Raw genomic sequence first — 20,369 nt, forward strand, 5'->3', positions numbered from 1 at the left:
GGGGTTGGGACCACCACATTCACATCGGCCGCTCCCCTCCACGGTCGATCATAGGGCGCCCTGTTTCTCCCGCCACAGGCGGATTGAAAATCCGCGCCCGTTCGCCAGCAGTATCTTTTTCGATGCAAGTCCAAGATCAGCATAGTCCTTATAGGTGTGAACCCGCCGTTGCACGGCGTGCTCGCTCGTTGCCCCGGTCTGCCACAGGATCTTGAGCCAGACCTGCCCTGTGATCCTCTTCTGATCGAGGATCACCTCGCGAATAACGAAGCGCAGGATGCGTTTGCGGTCCGCCGCCGTGGTGGTCACGGCATGCCACACCTGCGGCAGGTTCTGGCCCAGAGCCTGCAGAGTGGCACGATCATCAGCGCTCAAGACCAGAGGCTGCTCACGCCGCCAGCGATCATGCTCCTGCTCGACCGCCTCGACCGCGCGCAGCTTCTCCTCCCAGACGCGTTCCAGAGAACGGGCCACCAGCCGGTTCTCGGGCTCGACCGCATCGTACTGGCGCCGGGCGCGCTCCGCCTCATACCGGGCGCGCTCGCGCCGCAGCCCCCACTGCCGCTCCAGCTGCCGCGCCTCCCGATCCAACTGTCCGAGGGCGGCCAGCGCAATGGCGATCTGGTCGGGCTTGAGCGCTTCCAGCAGGATCGCCTCGACGCAGGCATCCACCGCCAGAGCCCGCACCTCCTGACAGAGAGGCGCCCCGGTCTGATCCCGGTCGGCCCGGCAGCAATAGACCGGATAATCTCCCTGCGGGCCCGTGTAGCGCAGCGTCATGCGGCGGCCGCAGCGGCCGCACACGGCAATGCCCTGCAGCAGCGCTGCACCTTTGCGCGGGACGCCGGCATGATCAGCGTCGTAGCGGTTGACGTTATCGGCCAGACGCCGCTGGTTGGCCATGAACTCCTCCCAGCTGATGTAGCCTGGGTGAGATTCCTGCAGGCACACCTCCCATTCAGCAACGGGAACCTTGATCGTGCTCGGGCGGCGTGATCCTGCCCGCGCCTGACCGGGAGCTTGCCGCCGCCGACCATACACATACGCGCCGGCGAGGGCGGGATTTTGAAGAATGCTGCGGACGCGGGCGCTGGTCGCCTCGCGCCAGACCACGTCTTGCGGTGAGGCCCCCCTCAGCGGCCGCACCGGCAGCGGCAGCCCATTCGCCCGAAGATAGCGCCTGACCGCATGGGCGCTGTGCAGTTCGCGGAATTTGGCGAAGACCAAAGCCACACGGGCTTGGACCTCCTCATCCGGGTTGAGCGTTACGGCGCCGGAGCGATCATGGGCCAGACCGGCCGGAACCGGCAGACGCAGTTCGCCGCGAGCCGCCTTCTGACGTTCGCCCTGATGCAGGCGCAGCCTGATCTGGTGCAGTTCCGCTTCGCTCATGATGCCGGACAGGCCGAGCAGCAGGCGATCATGATACGCACATGGATCAAACAGCCGCTCGCCATCGGCAATGAGAACCCCGAACAGCGAGCACAATTCCAGCAGCTGATGCCAGTCGCGGTTGTTGCGCGCCAGCCGTGAGGCGTCGAGGCTCATGACCAGGCCGGCATGGCCGAGACTGATCTCGGTGATCAGCTTCTGGAAGCCCTGACGTTCGGTCGTGCCGGCGCCGGATTTGCCGAGATCCTCGTCGATGACCTGGATCCGGTCGCGCGGCCAGCCCAGATCCGCGGCGCGATCGACCAGGCGGTACTGCAGTTCGGTGCTCTCCTGGTGGTGCTTGATCTGGGTCACCGTGGACTGGCGCACGTAGATATAGGCGAGCTTGGCGCGGCGGGCCGAGGTCAGCCGCTCGTCAGAAGGGTTCGTGACGCTCAGCATCGGTCTTCTCCCTGGTCGGCGGCATCGGGTGCATCCGGCGCACAAGCTCGGCCACAAGCTGAGCCATCTGCATTTGCGTCTCGGCCGGGAGGCTCGGCCACGGCCGGATCGGTTGGTGCCGAGAGCGGTGCAGGGACAGCCTGGTCGGAGAAGCGGGCTCCCGGTTCAAGGGACAGCGTTGGGCCATGGTGGATCACCTTCGGTTCGGACGCGGTGATCATGGTGGCCAAATGCTGCGCCAGTGGGAGCAGGGTGCGAATGCTGACCCGGAGGGTCTCTGGTGCCATCCCTGGATGCTGGCCGTGGCCGGCCGCGGCCAGATCGGTGATGGAGCGGCGAATGGAGCGCCGATGGCCATCGGGCAGCGCAATGACGACAAACGAGGCGCCGCGCGGGGAGTGCATGGACACGAGCTCGAACTGCTGTCCGCTCAACGCGTGTCGGGGATCGATGACCGTCACATGCGACACGAGCCGGTCAAGGATCGAGGCATTCTGCAATGTTCGGGAAACCGCGCCTCGCGCGTCTCTGATGGGATAGGAAGGTTCATCACGCGCCCTCCGTATGATGGCACTTCCGACTATACCCCGACCCGTCAGTTTATGACACAGTAGTATTAGCAGGCTGTTGAAGAAGTCAGCTGCGTTCGCAGACGAAGCCTGAATCATCGCCATTGTGGATGTAGAAGTGGCCAACGAGACGGCCTGCACTGCCAAGCGCGACCCATCCCCGCCCGCATGCTGGGTCGTTGTCGTCGGAGCCCTCCCACGAGAACTCGGCACATGCCGCGCCATCGCGCGAGCCATAGCGGACATCCAAGACGCCCTGGAGCGCGCCGAAAGCGATCTCCCCGTCCGCTTCGCCGGTCAGTGTAAGATGCGCCTCTTCGACGAGATCGAGAAAGTCGTTGTCCCAAACATCCATCTCGACGATCCGCCAGCGGCCGACAAAGACTTTGGCAAAGGCTGGAACTTTGGCCATCAGTGGCTCTGCGCCAGCAACTTGGGCAGGCGCACCAGATTGTAGGCAGCGGCTGCGAACGTGAAGGCCAACTCCACCCGATCAACACCGCGGAAGCGGGTCTTGGCCTGGCCGGCAACCGTTTTGATCCAGCCGAACGCCTCCTCAATGCGCTTGCGGATGCGCTGGCTCACGGCGTAGCCGGCATGGCGGGTGGTGCGGCCATCAATGGCCGAGCGCCGCCCGTTCGTGTTCTGCGCCACATGCGGTGTGACCTTCATGGTCCGCAGATCATGGACGAAGTCCTGGGTGTCATAGGCCTTGTCGGCGCCGAGGGTGATCGCCCGCGACCGCTCGGCATGGGGTTCGATCAAAGCCAGGGCGGCCACGCGCTCGGCATGGCCATCAGCGCGCGTCAGACAGGCGTCGACCACCAGGCCGGAGCGGTTCTCCATGAGTGCATGTCCGAGGAAGCACAGCTTCGCCTCCTTGCCGGCTCCCTTGCGGTAAAGCCGCGCGTCCGGATCGGTGGTCGAGGCATGGGTGTCGTTCGACCGCTTCTCACCCCGAAAGTTTGCCTCCGCGTTGCGCCCGCCATCGGCCGGCGGATCGCCCGCGCCGTCCTTCGACTTGAAGCTCTTCATGGAAGCCCAGGCTTCGATCAGGGTACCATCGACCGAGAAGTGCTCGGTCGAGAGCAGCTTCTTCACCCTGGGCTGGGCCAGTATGGCGGCCAGGAACTGGGCCGCGATGTCACCATCGAGAACCCGATCGCGGTTCTTGGAGAAGGTGGAGTGATCCCAGACTGCGTCATCAATGCCGAGCCCGACGAACCAGCGAAACAGCAGATCGTATTCGAGCCGCTCCATGAGCTGGCGCTCGGAGCGGATCGAGTAGAAGGCCTGCAGCAGCATGGCCCGCAGCAGCTTCTCGGGCGCGATCGAGGGTCGACCCATGCGAGGGGCGTACAAGACTGCGAACTCGCGCTGCAGCACTGCGAACGCCGTGTTGGCGATCTGGCGGATCGCCCGCAATGGATGATCCGCGCGCACCCGGGCCTCCAGATCGACATAGGAGAATAGTTGCCCCGTCTGTTCGTCTCGCCCGCGCATTCATTCCCTCCGGCTGCCCGACTCGAATGAATCACAGGCGAGCCTGCGCCGCTACGGACTTTTTCAACAGCCTGCTAGAGTCACAACACTAGCGCGGCTAACCCCGAGCTCCCGGGCGATGTCTGCTTGCAGAGAGCTGCCCCTGCCGCAACAGCGTCGCGGCCGCCAGGCGACGCTCCTCCATCTGCTCCGACGTCAGATTCGTTGGCCGCCAAACGTCGCCTTCCATCGCGCACCTCCTCACGATGACGGACACCGCCCTATGTTATACCTGTCGCGTGAAGATCAATAATCTATCCTACGCCCGCTCTAAAGGGACTGAAGGCGCATGTTTAAGAGCGCTGGACTAGAATGGCCCCGTTACCTAACCCCAGACCCTGGTCCGGTTTGACGCGTCGAATCTTCAGATCGATTGTCTGGGCGACCGGCCCCGCCGCCGGCGGCGGGGCCGTAATCTCTATTGCAGAGAGGTGCAGTGCACGTGGACGCATCCGTCATGCGGATTACTTATATTCAAACAATCAATTACTCTAATTGTCTGATAAGGAGTAAAGGCTTCAGGTGGTCGGGCTAAAAAATCACAAGGAGTGCTCGTGAAGTACAATTTTATCTCAGGTAGCTTGGGTAACTCAATCATCGACGGCACCGACGGTGCCGATGTGATCCTCGATTTTTCGGGTAACGACTGGATCAATGGCCTTGGCGGCAACGACAGGATCTGGGCTGGCCCAGGCAATGACTTTGTCTTAGGCGGCAAAGGCAGCGACAATGTCCAAGGCGGCGAGGGCGACGACGCCCTCTACAGTGACAGCAGTTCCAACGTGCCGCGCAGCTATGTCGGTGACAGTGATGACACGCTCGGCGGCGGCCCAGGAAACGATACTCTCGTCGTCAGTGACGGCAGGGCTTTGCTAGAGGGCGGCACCGGCGATGACAGTTTCGCTTTCCGGTTCCATGACCCGAAAGGGGGGCGAGCCAAGGCTACGCCACCGTTTTGGATTTCGACTCGGCGCATGACACGTTCTTCTTCGATGCGGTGGGCCTCGGCGGCGACGCTGATGGCGCGAACTTCATCAATCACTCCAGCGGCAAGACGAGCCACCTTGCGGTGGATACCTTCTACAGCGGCGCGGCCTCGGGGGCGAACGGCGAGCACGTCACGGTGATCACAGACCGAAGTTTCGCTTCTGCCTCCGACGCCGCGAGTGCGATCTCCGACGAGCATGCCGGGGACATCATCGTCTATCTCGCCTCCAGCACCGGTACAGCGAATCTGGCGTATGTCACCTCCGAGAACCACATGGACGAGTTCGCCCGCTTGGCCAATGTGAACAGCCTAGCTGAACTGCGCGGCTTGCACCTGACCGCGTGGGACTTCATGTTCGTCTGAACCAGACATCTGATCCGAAACTAACCCCGAAAATTCATGGAGGGTTGGCGGGTGTAGCTCAAGGCCCTGAGATGACTTAGGATTTGGTTGTTGAATCCGATCCGCCTCATTTCTGGGAGAACCCACCCGCCATGAACCATTCTACGCTTCCACTGCCGGGCCTGTCACCTGTTGGCGGCAAAACCGTTGTGGCTCGGTTCGATGGCGGATTGCTGTCGTCTGATGCTGGCCTTCTCGCCCTGCGCGAGGTGGAGAAGCGTTTGGGTGTCGCCGAGCGGCTCGCCGCGTGCATCGATGACCCACGCTCTCAGGATCAGGTCGTTCATCGCTTGGCCGATCTGATCCGCTTCCGGCTGTTGATGATCGCTGCTGGTTATGAGGATTGCAACGACGCCACGAGCTTGCGCGCCGATCCAATCTTTAAGATGGCGCAGGACGTGCTGCCATCGGATCGCCATCTCGCCTCACAGCCCACGCTCTCACGCTTGGAGAATGTGCCCGATGCGCGCTCGCTGGTGCGCATGGGACGCACGATGATCGATCTGTACTGCGCCTCATTCCGACAGGTGCCGAAGCAGATCGTGCTCGACCTCGACGACACCTTCGATGCCGTTCACGGCGATCAGCAACTGCGCCTGTTCAATGCTCATTACGACGAATACGGCTTTCAGCCCATGGTCGTGTTCGACGGTGAAGGACGCTTCATCACCGCCGTGCTGCGGCCGGCCAAGCGGCCCAAGGGCACCGAGATCCGGGCTCATCTGCGCCGGCTCATCCGGGCGATCCGAACCCACTGGCCCACCACCCGCATCCTGATCCGGGCTGACAGCCATTACTGCGGTCCGCTGGTGATTGATTGGTGCCGAGCCAACGGCGTTGACTTCATCCTCGGAGTGGCCTCGACCTCGACCCTGCGCCGGCATATCGCTGGCCTGGAGGCGAGCGCCAAGGCGCGCTTTGCCGCGGCTCCCCTGCAAGGCAAGGTGCGGCGCTTCACGGAGTTCTTTGACGGTGCCGAGAGTTGGAGCCGGGTCGAGCGCATCATCGCCCGTGTCGAAGCGGGCGAGCAGGGCAGCGACACCCGGTTCATCGTCACCAATCTTGCCGGCGGCAAAGCCAGAACGCTCTATGAGCGGATCTACTGTCGGCGCGGCATAGCGGAAAATCACATCAAGGCCTGGAAAGCCCATCTGGCGGCCGACCGCACGTCGTGCACCAAAGCGACGGCAAACCAGTTCCGGCTGTTCCTGCACGCGGGCGCCTATTGGCTGATGTGGGGCCTGCGCGCGATGATGCCGAAGCGCTCGCTCTGGCGCATCGCGCAATTTGACACCTTGCGCCTGCGCCTGATCAAGATTGCCGCCCGGGTGGTTGAACGGAAGACCCAGATCCGGCTGCACCTGCCGAGCGCCTGCCCCGATCAGACGATCCTGCGGGTGGTTCTTGGCCGCATTCCGCGCCTCGTCACCTGAGGAACGGGGCGCGCACGCCCCCTGACCCGAGCCCTGTCCCGTCCACCTGCAAACCCGCCGCCCTCATCCGCCAAGCAGAACGCCTGGAGGTGGTGGGGACATGCCTGAAATCCGGTCAACTTTACCAGTAAGGCTCGTACAGCCAATCTCAGATGGGGCGCCGTGAATTAACCGGGTTAGGTGACTTATTGATCCGGCTTGGGTGATCTTGAACTACGCGGCATAACGGAAAGATGGATGCCTGAAGTAGCTGCGGATCCGGTCGGGCAACTTGGCGAGCCGGCGCATGTGACTGATGACAGCGCGCTTGAGGTCGGGCTTGCTGCGGGCCGGCGGTTTCCGCGTCACGGCGTGCTTCAGGTCAGCATTCAGTCCCTCGTCCGGGTTCAACTCAGGGCTATAGGAGGGCAGGTGGTAAACCTCGATCTGCTCCGTGCGTTTGGCCAACCAGCCCCGCACCGCCTGGGACCGATGGACCGGCAGGTTGTCCCAGATCAGGAACACCTTGCCGCGGGCATCCTCGATCAGCCGCCCAAGAAAGCGGATCAAGCTCGGGGCCGTGACGGCGCCCTCGAGCACCATCCAGCGCAACTCGCCCTTGTTGGTCACAGCCGAGATCAGGCCCAGCCGCGCGCGCCTGTGGCTGGGGCGCACGACAGGCGTTCGGCCTCTGGGAGCGAAGCTGCGGCCGCGCACATCATCGGAGCGCACGCCGGTCTCATCGCCCCAGAAGATGACACCCTTTTCACCTCTGGCTCGTGCCACAAGGGCTGGATACTCCCGCCGCAGCCAGCGCCGCACCGCCTTCGGCGACTGCTCATAGGCGCGCCGGAGCGGCTTCTGGGCCGTGAAGCCCCAGCGCGCCAGGTAGGTGCTCATCGTGCGCACCGCCAGCCGGACCCCACAGTGCTGCTCGATGAGCTCCCGCACCGCTGCCCGGCTCCATAGGGCAAAGGGTAGACCGAGGTCATCGGGCGTGTGCCGGCTGATCAGAGCACGGACCTCTGCTTCCTGCTCGGCCTGGAGAAATCGCCCGGTGCCGGGGGCCGGGCCGCGCGGCCCGCTGGCCAGTCCGGCCAAGCCCTGCTCGGCAAAGCGGCGGCAGATATTGAACTGGTCTTGCTTCGCTTAAGATACTGCTGGCGAACGGGGTGGAGCGATTGAGGCAGGCTCGGCGTTCAGGCTGTAGGGGGCTTGGGTTCAGACCTGGAGGGTTCTCATGTCGCTCCGCCCGACTTTGAGTGGGAATGTCCCAGCGTCAACCGCAACCGTTGCCCGTGCGGCCTTTCCCCGTGGCAATCCCTATCTGCGCTTGCGTGACCACCTCGGGACGATTTTTACCGACGCCCAGTTCGCACCCCTCTTCGCCCCTTGCGGGCAACCGGCGGAATGCCCGTGGCGGCTGGCGCTGGTGACCCTGCTCCAGTTCGCCGAGAACCTGCCCGACCGGCGCGCGGCCGATGCGGTCCGCGGTCGCATCGACTGGAAGTATCTGCTCGGCCTGGAGCTGACCGACCCTGGCTTCGACGCTTCGGTTCTGAGCGAGTTCCGCGGCCGTCTCGTGGCCGGCGGCGCGGAGGAGCATCTGCTCGACACGCTGTTGGCGCTGTGCCGTGACCTGAAGCTGCTCAGTGCCCGGGGCCGGCAGCGCACCGACTCGACCCATGTGCTCGGAACCGTCCGTTCCCTGAACCGTCTCGAATGCGTGACCGAAACCCTGCGCGCGGCCCTGAATGCCTTGGCGATAGCGGCCCCCGAGTGGCTGCGCGCTGAGGCGGATCCTGCTTGGCTGGAGCGATATGACCGGCGGGCTGGCGATCATGACGTGCCGCAAGGCGAGACGAAGCGGCGTGCTCATGCCGAGCAGATCGGCCGCGATGGTCATCAGTTGCTTGCGGCCATCATGGCTCCTGGCGCTCCGATATGGCTGCGTCAGATCCCGGCCGTTGAGTTGCTGCGGCAGGCCTGGCTCCAGAATTTCTCCATCATTGGCGATGTCCCGGCCGCCGGATCTAAGGCCACTCCCCTGGTGCGATGGCGGACCGAACAGGAGGGATTTCCACCCTCGCTGTTGATGCTCGCCTCGCCCTACGATCCGGAGGTGCACTACGCCAGGAAGCAGTCCACGATCTGGATCGGCTACAAGGTGCATCTGACCGAGACGTGCGATGAGGGCGGACCACACCTGATCACGCATGTGGAGACTACGCCGGCACCTGTCGTTGATCGCGACGCGCTCGAAGACATCCATGCAGCGCTCGAAGCCAAGGGCCTGCTGCCCGGTACTCATCTGGCCGATGCCGGTTATGTTGCGGCCGACCAGCTTGTCGCCAGCCGGAGGAAGGGTGTCGCGCTGTTAGGCCCGGCTCCCAAGGATGATCAATGGCAGGCCCGTTCAGGCGAGGGCTTCACGGTGCAGGACTTCCGCCTCGATTGGGAGCGGGAAGTGGCGACCTGCCCGGCCGGGCATCAGAGCAAGAGCTGGAGTCCCGACGACCATCAGGGACGGACCGCCTTCAAGGTTCGTTTCTCGACAACAGATTGTCGACCTTGTCCCCTGAAGACACAGTGTACCCGAAGCGGGCGGCGACTGCTCACGCTACGACCACGCGAGGAACACGAGACGCTGGAGGCGGCTCGCCAGCGCGAGGGGCAGCTTGCCTTCTCAAAAGAGTATCGACGGCGCGCTGGCATCGAGGGAACGATTTCGGCAGGCGTCCGGGTCATGCATCTGCGGCGCTCGCGCTATATCGGTCTCGCCAAAACGCACCTTCAACACGTGCTGACGGCAGCCGCCATGAACCTCATCCGACTCGGGGCTTGGTTTGCGGGCACGCCGCTCGCACGAACCCGGCAATCCGCCTTTACCAAGCTCATGATGGCTCCCATCCCAGCATGATGAATTCCTAAGAAACAACTACTGCGGTTGAGGCGGGCTCTGCCTTTTCCAGGACATAGCCGAGTGACTTGGCGCGGCGGCGGAGATTGCTCAGCACCCGCTGCCGGTAGCGTTCCTCGTAGTAGGACGCCCCGGGATCGGCATAGGTCATGCCGTGGCTCAGCGTGTTGTAGACCAGCACCGCGATCTTGCGCGCCGTCGCGGTGATCGCCTTGGCCTTGCCCACCCGCGCGGCGAGCCGCCGGTAGAAGGCGCCCAGCGCCGTCTGGGTGCGCCCGACCGCGCCCGCGGCCAGCCGCAACAGCGCCGCGACCCGGCTGCCGGAGCGGCGCGTGCGGCTCGACAGCACCTTGCCCCCGGAGATCTTGTTGTGCGGCGCGAGGCCGAGCCAGGAGGTGAAGTGCTGGGCGCTCGGCCAGGCCGCGAGATCCGTGCCGCACTCGCTGACCAGCTTGAGCGCCAGGTCGGGTCCAATCCCATCGATCTGGGTCAGGTCGACCCCGAGGATCGCATGCAGGGCCGCGCGCACCGGTACGGCCGGCTCATTGGCCTGCGGCTGCGCGCGACGGGGCAGCGGCAGCGCCGCCGCCGGAGGCGGGTTCTGGGCTTGCAGGCGCTCCAGTACGGCCGCAATGCGCTCGTCGCAGGCGGCCACCTTGGTCTGGTAGATCTCATACAGCTCCAGCGCCTGGGCCAGGGCGAAGACGTGCTCCTCCCGATCGTTGCCGACCAGCGCGGCGCGCAGAGTCGCAAGCGGGGTCTTGCAGCGCCCGTCGCGCAAGGCGGCCAGGCGGTCGGGATCGCGCTCGCCGGCGACAAGGGCCCGGATGATGCGCAGCCCCGTCTGGCCAGTGATGTCAGCCACCACGTGCTGGAGCTGCAGGTTCATCTGGATCAGCGCCTTCTGCATGGGCTGGATGTGGGCGGCGGCGGCTTCCAGGAGGCGCTCGCGCTGGCGCAGATAAGAGCGCAGCGTGGCGATCTCGCCTTGCGGGTGGAAGCTGGCCCGCAGAAGCCCGTACTCATGCAGACGCTGCAGCCACTGGGCGTCGCACACGTCCGTCTTGCGGCCCGGCACCTGCTTGACCTCGCGGGCATTGACCACCACCACGGCAAAGCCGCGCTGGGTGAGGATCTCGTAGAGCGGGATCCAGGAGACCCCGGTCGACTCCAGGGCCACCGTGGCGACCCTGCATTGCTCAAACCAGTCGGCGAGGCGCTGCAGGTCGCCCGTGAATGTGCCGAAGGTGCGCACCGGCTCGGGATCACAGCGGAGCAAGACGGCCGCCACATGCATCCGGGCGCCGATATCAACGGCGGCCGCATGGGGGTGGACCGGGGCGAGATCCCGCTGCAGGCGGGATGGCGACTTGCGCGTCATGGCAGGCTCCTCCTCGAGACATCAACGGAGGGCGGGGCTGTGCGAGATCATCACATTCCTAACCGGGATCGCCTGGGCGTCACCACTCTCAAGTGCGCAGCAGCCCGTGGACCATGTTCGCCATCGGGGTTGGGACCACCACATTCACATCGGCCGCTCCCCTCCACGGTCGATCATAGGGCGCCCTGTTTCTCCCGCCACAGGCGGATTGAAAATCCGCGCCCGTTCGCCAGCAGTATCAAAAGCGGAGCAAGACCACCCCGAGCTTGATCCGCTTTCTTGGGCGGCTGATCGAGGATGCCCGCGGCAAGGTGTTCCTGATCTGGGACAACCTGCCGGTCCATCGGTCCCAGGCGGTGCGGGGCTGGAGCAGGCTTTGGCGGCGGTGTGGGAGGGCGTTCCCCTTCAGCGCTGCACCGTGCACAAGCTCCGCAACCTGCTCGCCCATGCGCCCAAGCGTCTTTATGACGAGATCACGGCCGATTACACCGACATGATCTATGCGCCGACAGCCGAGGAGATTGAGGAGCGCCGCCAAGCCTTTCTCCGCAAGTGGCGGCTGCGTCACCCGGCAGTAGCCAACAGCCTGGAGGAGGCGGGCGAGGCGCTGTTTGCGTTCACGAGGCTGCCGCCCTCGCAGTGGAAGTCGGCCCGGACCACCAATGCGATCGAGCGGCTGCACGAGGAGTTCAAGCGGCGGATCAAGACCCAAACGGTGCTGCCCTCGGACCCGGCTGACCGTGTCCTTACCGACGGCTCCACCGAGAAAGGCGGCCAGCGCCCGGCGCACCCACCCGGGTGTTGGTGCCCGACGGATCAGCGGATGCGGCAGGGTATCGGCGGCTTGGGTGCGGCGCTGATAAGCCCGAAGGATTGCACTCCTCCTGGTGCGGCCATCCTCGGTATGCAGGCGGGCCCGTGGCACGGCGATCCTCGGTTGCGCCGAAGGTGCCGGTGAGCGTGCGTGACGGGCGGCCATGGCGATAGCCCCGCGCAGACCGCGGGCTCGTCGCCCGCCGCACGGCCCCATAGCGGGGCGGCCGAGGGCGGCATTCAGTTTGGCCTTGATGAGGGCCTCGACCCAGTCGCGGACCCGCTCGCGCACTCCGGTTTCGATCGGGTCGATCCAGTTGTCGAAAAGCCGGGCTTCAGGCTGCCCGGTTGGATGCACAGAATGTGACTTGCTGATAAGGTCCGTCATGGCGTGGTCTCCCGCTGGACCGCGGCGTTCCACCCCCGGATTCCGGTGTGTGGGTTGCAACACCCGGAGACTACGCCACCCTCTCAAAAGTCCACCACATCCCAGACGGCACCAAAGCGCTTGGCTGGAGCCAGATTGCGCCACGGACTGAACCAGAACTCGACCGTGTCGCCGGTGCTGTCGATGGCACGATACAGGGACATCCACCGCCTACGGACCTTCCAATACGTCTCATTCATATGCCATTTGCCCGTGCAGGCCGCTTGTGCCAGTTGACCCGCTCCAGCAGGAGCGGTGCGTAATGCACAGTCCAGCGGTGAACTGTGGTATGGTCGACCGAGATGCCTCGCTCGGCCATCATCCCCTCTCACGCTCGAAGGCTGAGATTGTAGGCGAGATACCACCACACGCCGAGCAGGATCACCGATTGATCAAAATGCCTGCCCTTGAACACGCCGCCCTCCGCCCACAGACGCAACGGCTAGCGAGGCACCAAGGGAGAATCGCCAACAAACTCAGCGGCCATACGAGTCCTCAAGCCGTACGATGTCGTCCTCCCCGGTGTAGCTACCCACTTGCACTTCGATGATTTCCAGCGGAATCCGGCCCGGATTGGCAAGCCGGTGCACTGAGCCAATCGGAATCTGAGCCGCCGCGTTCTCATGCAGAACCAGCACCTTTTCGTCGACAGTTACCTCGGCGGTTCCCTTCACGACGATCCAGTGTTCAGCCCGGTGGTAATGCTTCTGCAACGATAAGCATCCGCCGGGTTTGACGTAGATGCGCTTTACTTGAAAGCGCGGTCCAAAATCAATGCGTTGATACCAGCCCCACGGGCGATACATGCGGATGTGGTTGTCCGCTTCCGGCTGCTTCTTGGTTCGAAGCAGGGCAACAAGGTCCTTGACCTGCTCGGACTTCTCTCTGGAGGCCACCAGCACCGCATCTTGCTGAGCGATGACCACCACGTCGTCCAGACCAACGACCGCAGTCAACATCCCTTCGCTATGGACGACGCTGTTGCTGGCCTCGAGTATTTCAACGCGGCCTCGGAGCACATTCCCATCCACGTCCTTCTTGGCGGCCTGCCACAGGAGATCCCAGTTACCAACATCGGACCAAGCGAACGCAACCGGCAGTACACCTGCTTTGGATGTCCGTTCCATAACAGCATAATCGATTGACGTCTTTGGCGCTTGCTGGAAAGCCCCCATGTCGAGCCGCACAAAGTCGAGGTCAGTCTTTGCTCTCGCGAGGGCCGCACGGGCAGCCTCAACAATGTCAGGCTCGTATGTTTCGAGTTCTGCCAGCATCGCATCGGGTTGGAAGGCAATGTAACCGCTGTTCCAAAGATATCCTTCGTTAAGGTAGGTCACGGCAGTCTCCGCATCCGGCTTTTCGACAAAGCGGTCAAGACGAAAGGCATCGGTGCCTTGAATACACGTGCCCGCCTTGATGTAGCCGTAGCTGGTTGCCGGATGAGTCGGGCGAATCCCAATCGTCATGATTGCACCCGTTCGGGCAACTTCACCTGCCTTTTGGCACGCTTGCACAAACCCAAACTGGTCCTCAATGACGTGGTCGGCCGGCAACGTCACTACAACAGCATCTGGATATCGCTCAGCAGCATAACAAGCGGCAGCAGCAACTGCAGCCGCGGAATCACGCCTCACGGGTTCAAGTACAATGTGCGCCTCGACGCCGATCTCGGCTAACTGGTCGGCGACGATGAACCGAACATCGTTGCCGGCCAGGATGATCGGCCGGAGGAATACGCCTGGTGCACTCACGCGCAGGGCTGCTGCCTGGAAGGTCGACAGGTCTCCCAGCAGCTTGATGAATTGCTTGGGCATGCTCGTGCGCGACGCGGGCCAAAGCCTCGAGCCTGATCCCCCGCACATAATGACCGGGACGATGTAAGCACTCGGTGATATCATACACGCTCTCCTCGGGCTTCCTAGCCTGCCACGTCTACGGGTCCTTGACACGGAAAGTTGGGACCCTTGTCACCTGATGGTGAGCTCCCGTCCCAATTTCCTCTACCGGACACGGAGCGCCCCTAAATTGTTAAGAAACCATGTATAGGTTTGCTGAAGCCCTTCACGAAGCTTGACCTTCGGCTGCCAGCCAAGCGTGCGCAGGCGACTGATATCGGTCACCTTGCGGGGAGTACCGTCCGGCTTCGACTTGTCGAGGTCAAAGCGACCTCGGTACCCAACCACCTCGGCAATGGCCTCGGCCAGTTCAAGGATACTGATGTCGGTTCCGGTGCCCACGTTGACGTGTTGACGGTGGGAGTAGTTGTTCATTAGAAAAACCGCAGCGTCCGCAAGATCGTCCACGTGTAGAAACTCACGTCGCGGCTGGCCCGTACCCCAGATCGTTACGGCTGAGGCTCCCGCCATCTTGGCCTTATGAATGCGGCGCATTAACGCTGGCAGGACATGGCCGTTCGCGAGATCGAAGTTATCGTTGGGGCCATATAGATTGGTTGGCATGGCCGAAATGAAATCATGGCCGTGCTGGACACGATGTGCCTCTGCAAGCTTGAGCCCAGCGATCTTGGCAACGGCATACCACTCATTGGTGGGCTCTAGCGCTCCTGTAAGGAGCGCATCCTCCCTAATGGGCTGCTCCGCAAACTTGGGATAGGCACAGGTCGAACCGAGGAATAGCAGTTTCTCGACGTTGCCAATATGGGCAGCGTGGATAATGTTTGTTTCGATTGCTAGGTTGTCGTAGATAAAGTCAGCTGGATATGTCGCATTAGCCGAGATGCCACCGACCTTTGCGGCAGCCAGGATCACAGCTTGTGGACGTTTCCGCCCTACCCAATCCTCAACCTCCCTCTGGCGGCGCAAATCCACCTCGGCTCGATCGACCGTGAGAATTTCCACATCTCTCCCTGCCAGGGCTCGCACGACGGCAGATCCTACCATTCCACGATGCCCAGCAACCCAGACACGCTTATCCGCAAGCCGAAAGTTCGCCATTGATCTTCCCTCCACGCGCTAGGGCCTGCTTGACGCCTGCTCCGCTGGGCCTTCTATGACCACTACGAGTCCATAGGTAAGGATTGAGCTTTGAGCAGACCGGAGCGTGGTGGTGCTCCAAGAACAAACCGGGATATGTATTCTAGGTCGCGTACAATCCAGCGGACTGATGTCGCGATGACAACAATCGCCACGCCAAGCATACTCGCGACGGCGATTCTGGTCGTAAGATCCCAGCTTTCTCCGAACGAGATAAAATCCATGAGACGGAAGACGGTGCCCTGGAGCAGGTAGAGCAGCAGCGTGCTCTGACCCAACTCCACCGCGATAAAGCGAGTTATTCGACTTGCACAGCCCAATCTCCAGCATCGGACGACACATTCCATCGCGACTGCCGAGGTCGCTATAGAGCCAGCGAACATCAGCAATACTTGTTTAGCTGACTCTGCATCGTGAATCACAACAAGGTTGTTGTAGACATAAGTCTCCTTTCCCCAAGAAAGGAAGCATACGGAAGCTATTATAGCCAGTAAGACCAACAACGGAGGTTTGTGGCGTAGGATGATACTCGTCCACCGTTCGCGCGACTGGGCGAGCAAGAACCCCAAACAGAAGAACAGGTAGGTGTATCTTATCAAGGGTGCTATCGAAAATGTCACGGGCATGCATGCGACGCCGATTGCAGACATGCATATGATCCAATTCGATAAACGATTGCACATCGTAAGAACCTTAATGACTAGGAACGATACGAATGTTGCCCACAAGAACCAGTAAGTGCCAATGAATTCCTTCGACAAATCTATCAGTCCCGCCGTTGCACTGCTCACAGGCGAAAATACGGCCAACTTAGCGGTCTCTATAAACGTGCACCAAAACAGCATTGGAAGCAACAATTGTTTCGCACGGTCAGTGATGCTGCGAGTGAACGATTTTCGGAGGAGGGTACCCGAACAGAGATATCCGCTTATCGCCATAAAGAGAGGCATGTGAAACATGTAGATCGACTTGAAATATACTGAATACCAAAATTGGTTATCTCGGTAGATAATATATTGTAGTAGATGCCCGACGATGACCAAAATAATGAGTGTGCCCTTGGCAAAATCAAAGCTTAAGTCTCGGCTGTCTGCACCTGCTGAGTGCGAGCCGCGCCTCGTCGATGCAGTAGCTGTCTGACAGAGCATCAAAACCTCTAGACATCAATTTGCCCATACATGGCTTGCGAATGATCCGCTTCTTTGCCCGCCCCGTTCGGCCCCAGCAGGCTGAAGCACTCTCCCAGCGCGAGGGTGAGCGACAGCCCGTCAACAACGATCCTGTCGCCGTACTACTTCCTTACGCCGGCAAGGGCGATGCTACCGTGGGCATGCGCTCATCTTAGTGGTAAGGCTGCCATTGACCGCCGATCGCTCACTTGCAGGCGTTTTGGTGAACAGCCGGCCGTCGCTCCATATGTGTTCAACGCGTCCCCACTGGCCCGCCGCAGCGGCATCCGGGAAGAACCCACGTCCATGGTGGTTAGCGCTCGTATTGCAAAGCAGCGGAATGCCCGTGAGCTCTTCATATTCGACGAGAAGTTCAGCGACTTTGTGCTGAGAGGTTCTGGAAATGGTTTGCAATCGTGCAGATCCGTCGAGATGTACAACAGCGGGGATTCTGTCCCGCCACTCCGGCCGTGTCTGGTGGTCGAACAACATGTAAGGATCCGGCGTTCCAGGGCTGAATATGTCCGGCGCGCGGTCCTCAAGGCATATCGGCGCCACTGGCCGGAAGTATTCTCGAAGCTTGACGCTGTTGAGATGATCCTTCATTGCCGGCGATGTCGCAGCCGCGAGAATACTTCTACCACCCAATGCCCGTGGTCCGAGCTCGGCGCGCCCGGTGAGGAAAACCACCGGCCTGTTGCTGGCGAGGATGGTAGCAAGTTCTCGCATACTGCATGGCGCAGCCTCCCATTCGGGCGGCAGATGGCCACCATGCAGGGCCGGGCCACTGTAGACCGACCATTCCAGCGGCATGAAGCCTTTGTGCGCCGCCATTGCGCAGCAAGCGGCGCCGATTGCCGAGCCGCTGTCATTAGGAAAGGGCGGTACCCAGACAGCATCGAACAGGCCGGTTGCACGTAGTGCACTGTTCCATTTGATATTGAGACCACAGCCGCCGGTTACACATAAATTCCGCGGTCTGGGTAAATTCGAATGTCGCTGCAAAGCCATTGCCATTTTCTGGACGAGGAGCCGCTCGAGGAAAGAATGTAACGATGCAAGCACATCTTCCGGTGCCTTAGCCTTCAAGCGGAGCGCGCTGGCGTCGAAGAAGTCATGCACAGCCTCAAGCGAGGACTCCGCGCTGTTGATGTCCGCACGGTAGCGACAGGCAAATTCCGAGTCGTCCGCAAAGCGCTCCTCGTAGAGAGCCTGAAACACCGCCACGATGTCTTCGTTAATCGATCCCAGGGCGATATAGGCCATCTGCTTGCCGGCGACACCGAGATCCCAGCTGGCGCGGCTCGCCTGCTTATAGGGTCCGAAGTGATGGCCCGCGGCGGCATAAGCGTGACCTATGACGGGGAACAGGTATTCAAGAAACCGGGCGCCGTTGCGTTCTACATAGTAGAGGCGCGGAAAGATGCAACCGTCCCACACCAAGCAGAACGCGGGTTCGTCCGCCTTGGCAAAGGGGCTGGTGCAGTATGCGGAGGCCACATGGCCCGACACGTGCGGATAGCTTTTATAAGGAAAAAGCCGGCCATCGAGCATCAGGCCGGAGCCGTCGAGCGAAGCGAGAAGGCCCTCGGGATGTCGCTCAACATAAGGCGCACCTTTCAGAGTGACGGGAGCCACCCCACTGAGGACCTGAAACTTCGACTCGGCTTCACCGTCCCAGCCGTTGATAACAAATTGATCAACATCCCGCACAGTCAGACCGTGCTCCGCCAAAGCGGCGACAATTGCGTCGAGATTGTCGATGTTTTGATATCGCAGATTGTTGTCCCGCTTCTCCTGCTCAACGCAAAAGACGAGCCGTCCATCCTCGACAAGGGCGACTGCCCCGTCATGTGTCAGGTTGATGCCACAAATGCGCATAGTGTCTCCTATGTCTAAGGTCGTCAATTCGATGCCCCCGGGAGCCGAACCGGACTCCAAAAGCGGGCGATCACGCAGTCTTCGTTGACCGACTCGCCGTGGCACTGCAGGCGCTCGACCTCGACTAACATTTCGCTCAGCATGGCGATGACCGTCTCGGCACCAGCAGTGTGACCCCAGCGCTGGCAAGTGGCATCGCGCCCCGAACCGAGAATCAGATACCCCCCTGGCGCAAGCACTCGCACCAAGTTGCGGATCGCCCCGCGCATCTCGGCTATGCCCCCGACGTAGTACAGAACTTCCGCGACGACGATCAGATCGAAAATCTCGTCAGTCGAGAACTGTAGAACGTCAGAGACTATCCAGTTAATGTGCGGCGGCTCCTTCAGCCGTTGGCGCGTTCGAGTAATCGCATGCGGCACGACATCGATCACGGTGAGACGTCGACAGTGGGGCGCTAACTGTTCCGTGAATGCGCCGGCCGCGCACCCGACTTCGAGTGCATTCGCGATAGTACCTTCGGAGAGCGACAGCCGTAGCATATGCGTGTGACGCTCCTGCTCGAACGGATTGCTATCGAGCCGCCACGGATCGTCGGCGGCCAGTTCGCGATTCAACAACTGATACTTCCTGTCCTGCGTCAAAGCCATCCACCTAGGTTTCGTGACGTTCACTCGGCGCTGCAAATGCTGTCAGACGTCGCGAGCGGGGAAGACTCCGCGTGCGAACGAGCCTGCGAAACGCCGTCGCATGGCTGACGGTCCTGTGGTGCCTGATCCAGTGATCGGGCTTCGAATGCGGCTTGTTTCCCACCCGTGTTGGGTACATCGGCCACAGAACCGCGCGACAGCCAATCGCTATTGCTCAACGTGCACAACGCATAGGCTTTGACGGGGAGTAAGAGAAAGAGGTTGATGAGTGTGTGCAGAGAAAAGCCGACAAATCGCAGTTGGTGAGACCGAAACGCTGCCACGCTGCAGCGAGTGATGGTCATGGCTGCAACTACCAGGCCTGTCCACCAAGGCACTGTGGCTGTCAGGGCGAGCTGCGCGATCGCCGTTAGCACCGACAGAGCGAGTAAGAGCGGGCCAAGATTCTGGCCGATCACGTCCAACGTGAGATAGTGATTGAGGCCCGGCAGCAGACGCAGCGCAAGCAACGTGTCCCGGAAAGTGCTCCGTGCCCAGCGGAGTTGCTGGCGCAGATATGAGTCCAGCTTGTCCGGAACAACTGTTGCCGCGATGGCGTCCGGGACGTACTCGGTTCGGAAGCCTGCTTTCAGCATGAGGATCGTGAGATGGCGATCCTCACCGAAGTCACTCGGCCTTCCCCGGAACAGTTGCGTCTCGTACTGATCAAGCAGCAGAAGGAGCGCGGAACGGCGGTACATAGCACATGGGCCGCAGCAGCACATAACGGCCCCGAAACGAGCCTGCGCCGCGCGCTCCTCATTGCAAGCCAGCCAGTACTCCATGTCGATCAACCGGGTCAACCAAGTGTCGCTCCGGTTGCTCGCCGTCAACTGGCCCATGGCCGCGCCGATCATTGGATTGTTCATCTTCCGAGCAAGCTTGGTGATAACATCGGACGAAATTGTCGTGTCCGAGTCAACGTTGAGCACCAAATCTCCAGAGGAGCGGCGTATCGCGGAAATCTGCGCCTTGCGCTTTCCAATATTCTCGCGGAGCAGTATGAAGTTGAATCTCGGATCACGCGCATAGGTGGCGTGTACAGGTGAGACGGCGTCGCGATTTCCAGAACCGTCATCAACCACATAGACCCGCAGTGTTCCAGCGTATTCTTGCTGTGCAATGGAAGCCAGGCACTCCGAGAGCGTGCGCGGGTCCTCGTTAAAGCACGGGACGATGACATCCACGCTCGGCAGAAGGTCGGAGCCGACCAGCTCTTCCGACCGCAATGACACGTTTGTCGGCAGAGCATAAACGGTCTGCATGCCTTTATAAGCAGTCGAGAGCAGGGCATATGATGCGATGGCGGCTGTGCTGGCGATATCGAGCAGACTCATGGGATGTTGCTTG

15 protein-coding genes and 3 pseudogenes are annotated in these 20,369 nt (G+C 61.7%); 5 read left to right on the forward strand and 13 right to left on the reverse strand.

Annotation, left to right across the window (positions count from 1 at the left end; all coding sequences use genetic code 11):
- Positions 1–48 precede the first annotated feature (48 nt).
- The 4 genes from ACD578_RS29835 to ACD578_RS29850 form a co-directional block, all read right to left on the reverse strand.
- Positions 49–1,833, reverse strand: coding sequence for a recombinase family protein (locus ACD578_RS29835; RefSeq protein ID WP_404294570.1), 1,785 nt, complete (start codon positions 1,831–1,833; stop codon positions 49–51).
- The gene (locus ACD578_RS29840; protein WP_404294572.1) at positions 1,827–2,303 is read right to left on the reverse strand and encodes a hypothetical protein; all 477 of its coding nucleotides are present in this window, start codon (positions 2,301–2,303) and stop codon (positions 1,827–1,829) included. Before ACD578_RS29840 ends, ACD578_RS29835 begins: the two co-directional genes overlap by 7 nt.
- Positions 2,304–2,469: 166 nt before the next feature.
- On the reverse strand, positions 2,470–2,814 hold the full coding sequence (locus ACD578_RS29845; protein WP_404294573.1) for a hypothetical protein: 345 nt from the start codon (positions 2,812–2,814) through the stop codon (positions 2,470–2,472).
- A complete protein-coding gene (locus tag ACD578_RS29850) occupies positions 2,814–3,905 on the reverse strand; it encodes an IS5 family transposase (protein ID WP_404294575.1) in 1,092 nt (363 codons plus the stop codon). The genes ACD578_RS29845 and ACD578_RS29850 overlap by 1 nt, the downstream gene beginning before the upstream one ends.
- Before the next feature lie 659 nt (positions 3,906–4,564).
- On the opposite strand from ACD578_RS29850, the pseudogene ACD578_RS29855 reads away from it, so the two are divergent.
- From ACD578_RS29855 to ACD578_RS29865, 3 genes and pseudogenes are all read left to right on the forward strand, one after another.
- Positions 4,565–4,678: pseudogene (locus ACD578_RS29855) on the forward strand (calcium-binding protein); the annotation flags it as partial.
- A 221-nt stretch (positions 4,679–4,899) separates the two neighbouring features.
- The gene (locus ACD578_RS29860) at positions 4,900–5,295 is read left to right on the forward strand and encodes a hypothetical protein (RefSeq protein WP_404295635.1); all 396 of its coding nucleotides are present in this window, start codon (positions 4,900–4,902) and stop codon (positions 5,293–5,295) included.
- 131 nt (positions 5,296–5,426) lie between these two features.
- Entirely contained in the window at positions 5,427–6,767 is a 1,341-nt protein-coding gene (locus ACD578_RS29865; RefSeq protein WP_404294490.1) for an IS1380 family transposase, read from the forward strand.
- A gap of 213 nt (positions 6,768–6,980) precedes the next feature.
- Here ACD578_RS29865 and ACD578_RS29870 read toward each other — a convergent pair whose 3' ends face one another.
- Positions 6,981–7,874, reverse strand: coding sequence for an IS630 family transposase (locus ACD578_RS29870; RefSeq protein ID WP_404295552.1), 894 nt, complete (start codon positions 7,872–7,874; stop codon positions 6,981–6,983).
- Between the two features lie 112 nt (positions 7,875–7,986).
- Here ACD578_RS29870 and ACD578_RS29875 point away from each other — a divergent pair, with 112 nt between their 5' ends.
- Positions 7,987–9,666, forward strand: a complete 1,680-nt coding sequence (locus ACD578_RS29875) for an IS1182 family transposase (protein WP_404294577.1) — start codon at positions 7,987–7,989, stop codon at positions 9,664–9,666.
- Positions 9,667–9,673: 7 nt separating this feature from the next.
- Here ACD578_RS29875 and ACD578_RS29880 read toward each other — a convergent pair whose 3' ends face one another.
- On the reverse strand, positions 9,674–11,047 hold the full coding sequence (locus tag ACD578_RS29880) for an IS110 family transposase (RefSeq protein ID WP_404294566.1): 1,374 nt from the start codon (positions 11,045–11,047) through the stop codon (positions 9,674–9,676).
- A gap of 352 nt (positions 11,048–11,399) precedes the next feature.
- On the opposite strand from ACD578_RS29880, the pseudogene ACD578_RS29885 reads away from it, so the two are divergent.
- Positions 11,400–11,774: pseudogene (locus ACD578_RS29885) on the forward strand (transposase); the annotation flags it as partial.
- 587 nt (positions 11,775–12,361) lie between these two features.
- Here ACD578_RS29885 and ACD578_RS29890 read toward each other — a convergent pair.
- The 7 genes and pseudogenes from ACD578_RS29890 to nodC all read right to left on the reverse strand — a co-directional run.
- A pseudogene (locus ACD578_RS29890) lies at positions 12,362–12,702 on the reverse strand (IS6 family transposase); the annotation flags it as partial.
- A 61-nt stretch (positions 12,703–12,763) separates the two neighbouring features.
- Positions 12,764–14,185 carry a mannose-1-phosphate guanylyltransferase/mannose-6-phosphate isomerase gene (locus ACD578_RS29895; RefSeq protein WP_404294579.1) on the reverse strand — a complete coding sequence of 474 codons (1,422 nt, stop codon included), beginning with the start codon at positions 14,183–14,185 and terminating at the stop codon, positions 12,764–12,766.
- Between the two features lie 102 nt (positions 14,186–14,287).
- Entirely contained in the window at positions 14,288–15,241 is a 954-nt protein-coding gene (locus ACD578_RS29900) for a GDP-L-fucose synthase family protein (RefSeq protein ID WP_404294581.1), read from the reverse strand.
- A gap of 62 nt (positions 15,242–15,303) precedes the next feature.
- Positions 15,304–16,428 carry a nodulation factor fucose acetyltransferase NolL gene (gene nolL, locus ACD578_RS29905; protein WP_404294583.1) on the reverse strand — a complete coding sequence of 375 codons (1,125 nt, stop codon included), beginning with the start codon at positions 16,426–16,428 and terminating at the stop codon, positions 15,304–15,306.
- Positions 16,429–16,599: 171 nt separating this feature from the next.
- On the reverse strand, positions 16,600–18,330 hold the full coding sequence (nodU, locus tag ACD578_RS29910; RefSeq protein WP_404294584.1) for a nodulation protein NodU: 1,731 nt from the start codon (positions 18,328–18,330) through the stop codon (positions 16,600–16,602).
- Positions 18,331–18,353: 23 nt separating this feature from the next.
- Positions 18,354–18,980 (reverse strand): nodulation methyltransferase NodS, encoded by a 627-nt coding sequence (gene nodS / locus ACD578_RS29915; protein WP_404294586.1) that lies wholly within the window; start codon positions 18,978–18,980, stop codon positions 18,354–18,356.
- A 20-nt stretch (positions 18,981–19,000) separates the two neighbouring features.
- Positions 19,001–20,356: a chitooligosaccharide synthase NodC gene (gene nodC / locus ACD578_RS29920; RefSeq protein ID WP_404294588.1), complete on the reverse strand. Its 1,356-nt coding sequence runs from the start codon at positions 20,354–20,356 to the stop codon at positions 19,001–19,003.
- Between the last annotated feature and the right edge of the window lie 13 nt (positions 20,357–20,369).

The organism is Microvirga sp. RSM25, assembly GCF_044784385.1.
Classification (GTDB): domain Bacteria; phylum Pseudomonadota; class Alphaproteobacteria; order Rhizobiales; family Beijerinckiaceae; genus Microvirga; species Microvirga tunisiensis.